The sequence below is a fragment of the Pseudomonas edaphica genome (assembly GCF_005863185.1).
Classification (GTDB): domain Bacteria; phylum Pseudomonadota; class Gammaproteobacteria; order Pseudomonadales; family Pseudomonadaceae; genus Aquipseudomonas; species Aquipseudomonas edaphica.
Genome location: NZ_VBVZ01000232.1, coordinates 1 through 9,113, shown reverse-complemented (window position 1 = coordinate 9,113; position 9,113 = coordinate 1). Strand labels below are relative to the sequence as shown.

General features: G+C 60.7%; 6 protein-coding genes and 2 pseudogenes. 2 read left to right on the top strand and 6 right to left on the bottom strand.

Annotation, left to right across the window (positions count from 1 at the left end):
* Nucleotides 1-136: 136 nt before the first annotated feature.
* From FEM54_RS35115 to FEM54_RS16515, 5 genes and pseudogenes are all read right to left on the bottom strand, one after another.
* Nucleotides 137-730: pseudogene (locus FEM54_RS35115) on the bottom strand (methyl-accepting chemotaxis protein); the annotation flags it as partial.
* 261 nt (nt 731-991) lie between these two features.
* A pseudogene (locus FEM54_RS35110) lies at nt 992-2,056 on the bottom strand (methyl-accepting chemotaxis protein); the annotation flags it as partial.
* Nucleotides 2,057-2,242: 186 nt separating this feature from the next.
* Nucleotides 2,243-4,069: a CocE/NonD family hydrolase gene (locus FEM54_RS16525; protein ID WP_138451941.1), complete on the bottom strand. Its 1,827-nt coding sequence runs from the start codon at nt 4,067-4,069 to the stop codon at nt 2,243-2,245.
* Nucleotides 4,070-4,088: 19 nt separating this feature from the next.
* The gene (locus FEM54_RS16520) at nt 4,089-5,516 is read right to left on the bottom strand and encodes a YfcC family protein (protein WP_138451939.1); all 1,428 of its coding nucleotides are present in this window, start codon (nt 5,514-5,516) and stop codon (nt 4,089-4,091) included.
* A gap of 109 nt (nt 5,517-5,625) precedes the next feature.
* On the bottom strand, nt 5,626-6,522 hold the full coding sequence (locus tag FEM54_RS16515; RefSeq protein ID WP_138451937.1) for a LysR family transcriptional regulator: 897 nt from the start codon (nt 6,520-6,522) through the stop codon (nt 5,626-5,628).
* A 185-nt stretch (nt 6,523-6,707) separates the two neighbouring features.
* Between FEM54_RS16515 and FEM54_RS16510 the strand changes: the two genes are divergently transcribed.
* Together FEM54_RS16510 and FEM54_RS16505 are read left to right on the top strand one after the other, a co-directional pair.
* Complete coding sequence (locus FEM54_RS16510) at nt 6,708-7,931, top strand: OprD family porin (protein WP_138451935.1); 1,224 nt, start codon at nt 6,708-6,710, stop codon at nt 7,929-7,931.
* Between the two features lie 104 nt (nt 7,932-8,035).
* Nucleotides 8,036-8,653: a BamJ family beta-barrel-assembly machinery protein gene (locus tag FEM54_RS16505; protein WP_017137944.1), complete on the top strand. Its 618-nt coding sequence runs from the start codon at nt 8,036-8,038 to the stop codon at nt 8,651-8,653.
* Between the two features lie 191 nt (nt 8,654-8,844).
* Here the strand turns inward: FEM54_RS16505 and FEM54_RS16500 are convergent, their stop codons facing one another.
* Nucleotides 8,845-9,102, bottom strand: a complete 258-nt coding sequence (locus tag FEM54_RS16500; protein ID WP_003194088.1) for a PA4570 family protein — start codon at nt 9,100-9,102, stop codon at nt 8,845-8,847.
* Between the last annotated feature and the right edge of the window lie 11 nt (nt 9,103-9,113).

Here is a 9,113-nt window from a genome sequence, read left to right as displayed (position 1 = left end):
GGGTCGCGCAGCGGCCCCTACTGAAGTTGATCGAGATTTGACATCGGGAGCGCAGTGAATGCCTTGGGGCTGCTGCGCAGCCCAACGGGAGCAAGCTCCCTCGCCACAGAGTTTGTGCGTAGTCAGCGTTGGGTTTTTACACCCGGAAATGACTGACCATCTGCTGCAACTGGCTGCCCAAACGCGCCAGTTCCACGCTCGATTTAGCCGTCTCATCGCTCGCAGTAGCCGTTTGCTCCGACACATCGCGCACGTTCACAATGCTGCGGCTGATCTCTTCAGCCACGGCGCTCTGCTGCTCGGCGGCCGCTGCAATCTGCTGGTTCATCGACTGGATATTCGACACGGTACGCGTGATGTTCTCCAGCGACACACCGGCCTTGCGCGTCAGCTCGACGCTGCTGTCGGTAAGGCTGCGGCTGTTGTTCATCACCGTGGCCACTTGCTGGGTGCCGTTTTGCAAACCGGCGACCAGGCCTTCGATTTCTTCGGTGGATTTTTGTGTGCGCTGGGCCAGGCCGCGCACTTCGTCAGCCACCACGGCAAAACCACGACCGGCTTCACCGGCACGCGCCGCTTCAATCGCCGCGTTGAGCGCCAACAGGTTGGTCTGCTCGGCCACGGCCTTGATCACGTCCATCACGCTGCCGATCTTGTTGCTCTCTTGTTGCAGGTGCGTCATTGCGTCAGTAGAGCGCGCCACTTCGGCGGCCAGGCGTTCGATCTGGGCGATGGCCTCGGCCACCACTTTGTCGCCGGCGCGGGCTTGGCCATCGGCATCGGCGGCGGCCAGCGACGCTTGCTCGGCGTTGCGCGCGACTTCCTGCACGGTGGCGGTCATCTCATGCATCGCGGTGGCGACTTGATCGGTTTCGATTTTCTGGCTGTTCACGCCGGCACTGGTCTGCTCGGTCACGGCCGAGAGTTCTTCGGCGGCGCTGGCGATCTGGGTTACGCCGTCACGAATGCCGCTGATCAGCTCGCGCAGGGTGGTGCCCATGCGCTGGATACCTTGCTGCAATACGCCGAGCTCATCGCGGCGGGTCACCTGGATGTTGTGGCTCAGGTCACCGGAAGCGATGCGTTCCACCACGGCCAGGGTGTCCTGGATCGGGCGAGTGATCTGGCGGGTAATGACCAGCGCCGCGATGATGCCGACCAACAACGCCAGCAAGGTGCTGATCAATTGCAGGCTGCGGGCCTGGGTGCTTTCGGCGTCGCGGCGATCGAGCTGGATGTCGTAAAGCTTGTCGCTGATGGTGACGATATCGGCACCCTGGGTGGTCATTTCGGCGCGCGCAGTGACGATATTGGCATTGGCGGCCTTGTAGCTCTGTACGGCGCTGCGATAGGCACCGAGTGCGGTTTCCAGCGACGTCAGTGCGCTTTGTTGGCTGGTGCCAAACGCGGTGCTGAGGCTTTTCAAACCGGCGATGGCTTTTTCGATTTGTGCAGCGGCGCGGGCTTCGGTTTCTGCGCTGGGGGAGTTGGTGTAGCCGCGCACTTCATAGCGCGCCAGGTGGAACTCTTCCTTGGCGTGCGTCACGGCCTGGTACTGGGTGAAGCGTTCCGGGCTGTCGGGCGCTTGCTGCACGCCGGTCTCCAGTGCGTCGATCTGCCCGTTGGCGATATCGGCCTTGTCGCCCATCACTTGGCGCGCGGCATTGCCGTTACGGTAGGCCTCACGCATTTTGTTCAGCGACTGCTGGTAAGCCGTGATGACGGCTTTCTGCTCGGTGAGCAGCTTGCGGTTTTCCGGGCTCTTGAAGCTGTCCAGCAGTTTCTGTTGCTGGGCGGCGAAGGCGTCGAGGCTGGTCTGGACGTTCTGTGCCACGGCTTCGTCGCCATTGGCGAGCATGTATTGCAGGCGCACGATGCGCAGCTTGGTCAGGGACGCGTTGAGCTGGGTGATGTCGCTCATCCAGTTGCTACGGTCAATCAAGCCGCCCAGGCTGGTCCAGCCGGTCAGGGCCAGGATCGAGGTGAGGACCAGCACCAGGCCAAAGCCCAGGCCGAGTTTGAGGTTGACGCTGATGTTGCCGAACCAGCTATTCATCGAATGCTCCGCAAGAATGATGTGTGTCTGCTGGACGGTGTTGTTGTTTGAGCCAGCCAAAGTTTGTACGGGGGTATCGGCGGCAGGCGATGATTCTGAAATACATTTCTTACGGGTGCGACGAAGGGTCGCTGTTGCCTGGCAGCAACGGCGGCCCCGCAGGCTCTCAGCAGGCTCCCAGCTGGCTTATAGTGCGGTAGCGGGCACCACGGTGAGTCTGAGGCAAGACGCGGCACCCGCGCTCAGGTGCACAGTGTTGCGTGCCACCCTTGAATGGTGGGCCTGGCCAGAAGGCTCACCACTGTTGGGGTTAACGTCAAACCTGGGGAAGTTGCTGCTGGCAATATCCAGGCGCAGTCGATGGCCGCGCTTGAACAGGTTGCAGGTGGCGAAGGGCTCGATCGTGACCTTTACCCGTTTGCCCGGTGTCAGTGCCGTCGGCTGCTCCCAGGAGTCTCGATAGCGACAACGGCGGATGCCGTCGGTGATGTTCATCGCAAAACCATCGGGGTAGTCGGCACTGGGCGGGTACAGGTCGATCAGCTTGGCGGTGAAGTCGGTGTCGGGTGCATCGCTGTCTATCCATAACTCGATCTGTACATCACCTGCGACAATCAAGTCTTCAATGAGCGGCTCGGTAAGGAAGCTCAGCACATCTTTGCGCTCGCTCAGAGGGCGGTTGTCGCCACGGGTGCCGAAGAAGTCGGCACGCTCACGTTGGTCGAAAGCGCCGCCCACAAAGATGGGGGCGCCGGAGGTCAGCGCACCGCCGAGGGTCGGGACCGGACAGGCCGGGTCGGCGAGGTAGCTCAAGCACGCGTCGGTTGCGTCTGGTGCAGTGCCGCTCAGTTGCCCTTGAGCCGTCAAGTAGAGCGTCTGCACCCGGCTGCCTGGCAGCGGCCATTGCGTCGATTGCAACCAGCGTCCGCCGTGTTGCAGTCGGCCGTCAGGGTCACGTTGGCCGCTGCCGCCCCCCATCAGAAATACCTGCACGCTGGCCTTGGGCGCGTGAGGCGAGGGTTTGAGCGATTGTTCGAACCACGCCAGGCGACAGCTCAGCCAGTTCTGATCGACCTGGCCATCGAATGCTGCCTGCGGCCCGAACTCGACGTCGCCGCTGTGGCTGATATTGCGGTCACCGTGCAGCCATGGCCCCATCACCAGCCGCTGGTGGGCCGAGGTGTTTTGCCTGAAGGCGCTGTAGTTGGCCAGGGTGGAGCTGACATAGGCGTCATACCAACTGGACATGAACAACACTGGAATGTCGGGCAGTTGCCGATAGTAGCCCTCGGCATAGATGCCGGACGTGCGCCAATACTCACTGAATGTGCCCTTGGCCCACTGCTCCAGCACGTAGGCCTCGTATTCCGGCACATGGCGCAAAGGTGACTGGCCGGGTTGCCAGGGCATCCGCGTAAACCAATGATGGATATCTTCCTGCTCCAGTGCTTGGCGAACCTGTGGATCGGCCAAGGCTGCTGGGCTTTCCTTGGCCTGGCGAAAGGCCCAGGTGGCCTGCTTGAGTTCGAACGCGCCACCCTGGCGAATCCCGCACTGATAGGCGTTGGCGAAGCCGCCGCTGTCGAGCACCATGCTGCTCAAGCCCGGTGGGTGCAGACAGGCCATCGCCAGTTGGGTATGCGCGGCGTAAGACAGGCCCATGCTGCCGATCTTGCCGTTGCACCACGGCTGGCGGACGATCCAGGCAAGCGTGTCGAAACCGTCCTCGCCCTCAGCGGTGTATTTGGTAAACACGCCTTCAGAGGCATAGCGGCCCCGGCAGTCCTGAAAGATTGCGACAAAGCCTTGGTCGGTAAAGCGTGCCGCCATCTGTTCTCGAGAGATGTGCTGGCCGTCGAGTTGTTTTTCCGAGCGAGAGGGTTTGCTCTTGTCGTAGGGCGTGCGTTCAATGACCACCGGGAAAGGGCCGCAGCTGCCTGTCGGCAAATAGATATCGGTGGCCAGGTGGATGCCGTCGCGCATCGGGATCATGTGGTTGTGCAGGGTTTGCATGGGGAAAACACTCATTGACTCAGTACCCGCTCGTGACCGCGATAGCCAGCAACACCATCGCCAGTACGGCGTAGATCAGAAACAGCGGCAGGATGTAGCGCGCCCATTGGCCCCAACCGACATTGGCGGTGGCCAGCAACACCAGCAGGCCACTGGAGGTTGGGGTGATCATGTTGGTCAGGCCATTGCCCATCAGAAACGCGAATACAGTGGTCTGCGGGCTGACGCCGGAGAGTTGGCCCAGCGGGCCGAAGATCGGCATGGTCACCGCCGCCTGGCCCGAGGTGGACGGGATCAACACGTCCAGCCCCAGTTGTGCGAAGAACATGCCGTAGGCCGACACAATCGGGCCGTGGTCGCCTACCAGGTTGGCCAGGGTGTGGACGATGGTGTCGAGCACTTGGCCGGTACTGAGGATGATTTCCACGGCGGTGGCCAGGCCGATCAGCACGCCGGCAATCAGCACCTTCTTCATGCCATCGACAAAGGCACTGGCGGCGACACTCGCACCTAGCCCGGCAATCACACTGAACGCCACCGTCAGCAACAGGTAAAACGCCGACAGCTCATGGTACTTCCAGCCCCAGCGGTTGGAGGCGTAGACCAGAAAACCGATGCCGCTCAGCAGCACAGTCAGGTTGATCAAGTGGCGCGTGGGCAAGGGTTTATGTTCGAACGTAATCTGCGCTGTCGCATCAAAACCGTGCTTGCGGATACTCCACAGCACGAAGGCAATCCCCACCAGCAGAAAGCTGCAGTAAGCCAGTACGCGCATGCTTAAACCGCTGAATATCGGCAGCCCGACCATCGGCTGAGCGACGGACAGCGCCACGGGATTGGAGATTGAAGCGAGGTAGCCGATCTTCACCGAGATCGTGACGATAGCCAGCCCGATCAGGTTCGACAGCCCCAGCCGGTTGGCCATGGCGACCATCAGCGGCACGATCAGAATAAACTCCTTGGCCAGGCCCATGAACGTGCTGCCCGCCGAGAACACCAGCATCAGGCTCGGCACCAGCACGTAAATGTTGCCACGGGTCAGGCCCAGTAAACGCTCCAGTCCGGCGTCGATCACCCCGGCCTTGTTCAGTACGCCAAACATGCCGCCGATGAACAGCACCATGAAGATCAGCGCTGCACGTTTCTCGATGCCTTGGGGGATGGCCATGAAACCTTCGACCAGAGACACCGGGCGGGCCACGGTATCGCCAGCCTTGCGTGGCTCCAGCGCGAACAATTGGCCCAGGCTGTCGTGTTTCTCCAGTACCTGATAAGAGCCGGGTACGACCAGCCCGTTCTGGCGCTCGAACTTGCCCGAGTTCACCGCATAAGTGAAGGCCACGGCGAGCAAGACGATGCTCAGCAGGATGATGGCCGGGTTGATCTGTTTGCGTTGCGTGGGTTTTTCCACCGCCGCCGCTGTGGAGAAATTCTGTGATTCGCTCATGCTGGCTGCCCCGGCGTTTGCCGTTGTTGTTATGGGGGAGTGACGCGTGTGGAGCGGACACTAGGGCAAAGTTTTGGCGGCGACAACGTTATGCGCAGGGTGGGTCGGGCTATGCGTTTTGTGCGTTCAAGCGCTGCTTGAGATGCTCGGCAAACGCTGTGACCACCTGTGGGCGTGGCTCATTGGTGCGATAGGCCAGGCCGAAAGCGTAAGGCAGTGCAGGGCGAAAAGGCCGGGTCACGATCGGCAGGTGCAGGAAGTGGCTGGCGAGCAAACCGTTGACGATCGACACCCCGAGGCCTTCGGCGACAAAGCTGCACGCCGCGCCTACCGAATGCACTTCGACCCGCACTTGCGGCGTGAGGTTGGCAGCGCGGAACACCTGGTTCAACTCGGCCCGTAAAGCCCGTTGTCGGCCCAGCATCACCAACGGCACATTGCGCAAGTGCTGCACCTCGATACAGGCGTGGCGAGTCAGTGGGTGGTCGGCGGGCATCACGCATACGCCTTCGGTTTGCAGCACGGGCTCGATGTCGAAGTCGGGAATTTCCGTCGGCAGGCGCACAAAACCCAGGTCGGCGGACCGGTCGAGTACGGCGCGCTCGATCATGTCGTAAGAGCCGGTCAGCAACTCGACCACGATGTCGTCATGGCTCTTGAGAAACTCCGCGACGATCCGTGGCAAAAGCTCTTGGGTCATGCTGGTGGGCACCCCGACCTTGAGCAGGCTTTTGCGCGAGCGGCCCACGCGCATTTCGTCTGCCAGGCGTTGGATACGCTGCATGCCGTCTACCAGGCCGGCGACTTCGGTCAGTAACTCTTCCGCTTCTGCGGTGGCCATCAGGCGACCTTTTTTGCGCAGAAACAATACGAAACCCAACGCCTCCTCCAGCTGACTCAACAGGCGGCTGACGGCCGATTGCGACAGGCCCATGCGTGTTGCTGCGCCGATGGTCGAACCGGTGGACATGATCGCCTTGAAGGCTTCGAGCTGCTTGAGATTCACCGTGATTTTCCTGTCGGTTGCGAGGGGCTGGCGGTGCTTTGCGCATAGCCTGATGCGCATCTCGCATAACGTTGTGGGGCTTTCGACGAGCCGTTAGTGTCCGCTCCAACGCGAGGTGCCGTCCAGTGTGTCGCGCGGTGGAACTGCCCATAAAAAAACGACAATAAGGCATAGAGGAAACAGCGATGCATAAACTTTTCAATCAGGGAAAATTGGCCTCGGCGTGCCTGCTGGCAGGTGTGTCGCCTGTACTCCTGGCCCAGGGGTTCTGGGAGGATTCAAAGGCTCGCCTGACCTTGCGTAATTTCTACTTCAACGACGATTACCGCGACGGCGGCGAGGATCGCAAAGAGTGGGCGCAAGGTTTTTTACTCAACCTGCAGTCAGGCTATACCGAAGGCACGCTAGGGTTTGGTCTGGACGCGTTGGGGTTGGCGGGGCTGCGGCTCGACTCCAGCCCGACTCACGCCGGCACGGGTTTATTGCCGGTGCATGACGATGGCCATGCCGCCAGTGAATTCTCCAGCCTGGGCGTCACCGCAAAGATGCGCTGGGGCGATGCCGTGGTGAAAACCGGCACCTTGCTGCCGAAGATTCCAGTGCTGGTGCATAACGACGGACGCCTGCTGCCGCAGACTTTTCAAGGCACTCAGGTGGAGTACAGCGGTATTCGCAACCTGTACCTGCATGCCGGGCATCTGGATAAATTCAAGCAGCGAAACTCCACCGACAGCGTGGCTATTTATCCCCAGGGCTACAGCGGCAAACAGGGCAGCGATTTCGATTTTGCCGGCGCCTCTTATGCCTTCACGCCGCAGCTCAGTGGCACTTGGTATTACGGCGAAATGCGTGAGTTCTATCGTCAGCAGTTTTTTGGCCTTGTGCATAAACAGCCGGTGGGTAACGGCACGCTGACCAGTGATTTGCGTTATTTCATCAGCAGCGATGCGGGTGAGGCGCGCAACGGCAAAGTGGACAGCGACATGTTCAGCGGGTTGTTCACCTATCGCCTGGGCGCACAGGCGCTGGGCGTCGGTTATCAGAAGGTCAACGGCGACACTGCGCTGCCTTATGCCAGTGTCTCGACGGTGTATTCCTTCACTAACGCCGGTGTGGGCAAGTTCATCCAGGCCGGTGAGCAAACCTGGATGCTGCGCTACGACTATGATTTTGAAGCCGTGCTGCCGGGCCTGAGTTTCATGACCCGCTATTACAAAGGGCGCAACGGTGATTACAGAGGGCATGAGGCGCGGGAGTGGGAGTCGGACACTAACCTGCGCTATGTCATCCAGGACAGTACCTTCAAAGGCTTGGGTGTGGAGTTGCGCAAAGCGACCTATCGTTCCACCTACGCCAGCGACCGCGATAACTATCGGCTGTATCTGACCTACGACCTGGCGCTTTGGTAGTGGGGCAGGGGGCTGATCAGAGGCGGGTCTTGTGTGCTAGTCTGCGGGCCCTTTTAGTTTTGGATGGCGCGGGAAACCGTGCTGTCCTACAGCGGAGCCTCTTCATGTCCGAAGTTAATCTGTCCACCGACGAAACCCGCGTCAGCTACGGTATCGGCCGTCAGTTGGGCGACCAACTGCGCGACAACCCGCCACCGGGCGTGAGCATCGACGCCATCCTGGCCGGCCTGACCGACGCGTTCGACGGCAAAGCAAGCCGCGTTGACCAAGAGCAAATGGCGGCGAGCTTCAAAGTGATCCGTGAAATCATGCAAGCCGAAGCGGCTGCCAAGGCAGAAGCAGCTGCTGGCGCTGGCCTGGCGTTCCTGGCTGAAAACGCCAAGCGTGATGGCATCACCACCCTGGCTTCCGGCCTGCAATTTGAAGTGCTGACTGCAGGTGACGGCGCCAAGCCGACCCGTGAAGACCAAGTGCGTACTCACTACCACGGCACCCTGATCGACGGCACTGTGTTCGACAGCTCCTACGAGCGCGGCCAGCCTGCAGAATTCCCGGTTGGCGGCGTGATCGCCGGCTGGACCGAAGCCCTGCAACTGATGAATGCCGGCAGCAAATGGCGTCTGTACGTGCCGAGCGAACTGGCTTACGGCGCTCAAGGCGTTGGCAGCATTCCGCCGCACAGCGTTCTGGTGTTCGACGTTGAGTTGCTCGACGTTCTGTAAGACCTGTTGATGGTTGCGCCGGGTCCTATGTGGGAGCCGGGATTGATGTGGCAAGCAAGCTTGCTTGCGCTGGGGTGCGAAGCGCCCCTAAAGGCCTGCGACTGCTGCGCAGCCGAGCGGGAGCAAGCTCCCTCGCCACAACAAATCCAGCTCCCACATAGAGCCGGTGCATTCAGGTTTTGCGCGGTGGTTCATGGATGGAACTTGCCATTGAGCTCTGTCGCCGGGCGCAACGCTCGGGCATAGCAGAACAGAAACAGATTACGCACCACCTCCTTCAGCACCCCAGGCTCACTGGAACTCAGACCGTTGACGTCCAGGTCGCCTTGATCCTGCAGTTCATTCAGCGCTTCTTCTTCCAACACCGCACAGACTTCGCCGGTTTCCCGATGCAGGATCCGCAGGTATGGGTGTGGGCGGTCCAGCCAGGCATCTATCAAATAAGTCATGGTCGTTCTCC

Excerpts from the sequence above, each read along its gene's own strand:
- FEM54_RS16520 (WP_138451939.1), bottom strand. The coding sequence starts at position 5,516 with ATGAGCGAATCACAGAATTTCTCCACAGCGGCGGCGGTGGAAAAACCC.
- FEM54_RS16525 (WP_138451941.1), bottom strand. The coding sequence starts at position 4,069 with ATGCAAACCCTGCACAACCACATGATCCCGATGCGCGACGGCATCCAC.
- FEM54_RS16510 (WP_138451935.1), top strand. The coding sequence starts at position 6,708 with ATGCATAAACTTTTCAATCAGGGAAAATTGGCCTCGGCGTGCCTGCTG.
- FEM54_RS16505 (WP_017137944.1), top strand. The coding sequence starts at position 8,036 with ATGTCCGAAGTTAATCTGTCCACCGACGAAACCCGCGTCAGCTACGGT.
- FEM54_RS16500 (WP_003194088.1), bottom strand. The coding sequence starts at position 9,102 with ATGACTTATTTGATAGATGCCTGGCTGGACCGCCCACACCCATACCTG.